The organism is Bacillus sp. JJ1521 (assembly GCF_036965165.1).
Taxonomy (GTDB): Bacteria; Bacillota; Bacilli; order Bacillales; family Bacillaceae_L; genus Ferdinandcohnia.
This window is the reverse complement of record NZ_JBALOX010000014.1, coordinates 758-1,299: the sequence shown is the minus strand read 5'-3', so window position 1 is coordinate 1,299 and position 542 is coordinate 758. Positions and strand designations below refer to the sequence as shown.

Annotated in this window: 1 protein-coding gene; it reads left to right on the top strand. The window is 31.0% G+C overall.

Going from position 1 to position 542, the window contains the following annotated elements; all coding sequences use genetic code 11:
• On the top strand, nt 1-278 hold a 278-nt coding region (locus V7147_RS03205; protein WP_335366419.1), incomplete at its 5' end, for a hypothetical protein.
• Nucleotides 279-542 lie beyond the last annotated feature (264 nt).

The following is a 542-nucleotide window of genomic DNA, read 5'->3' as shown; positions in this document are numbered from 1 at the left end:
GTATTGAATTTACATATGCTTTTGGGGTTGGATTTTTATTGATAGCAATTAGTGTATTAATAAGTCCCTTGGCCAATTTTCCGTATAAGATCACCTTAATCCTTTCAATTGGATCAATGGTTTTACTTTATTTAATCGGCTATATTGCAAATATAGTTATTCTTTTACTCAAATATACATCTACACATGCAGAAATTTCTTTCTTGCCAATCGCAGTTGGATTATTAATAGCAATTATTAGCGATCGTATAATCAAAAACAAATCAAAAAAATCATGATAAAAGTGAAATAAGGGTACTTTTCTAAAGCGAGGAAAAGCGCCCTTTTTTATTTGAGCAACGGACTACCCACGATTTTCCATCTTAGGATATATTCATCCAAAAAGAGGTATATAATAAAACTATGTATTCGAACGAACTGAAAATTAGGTGATCTAAATGAAAAGAAAAATTAACGGTTTTGAAGGATCGGTTAAATGACATTAGTCGACGTAATCGGTCTATTCGCATGCTGAAGGTATACAATAAATGGAATTTTGACTT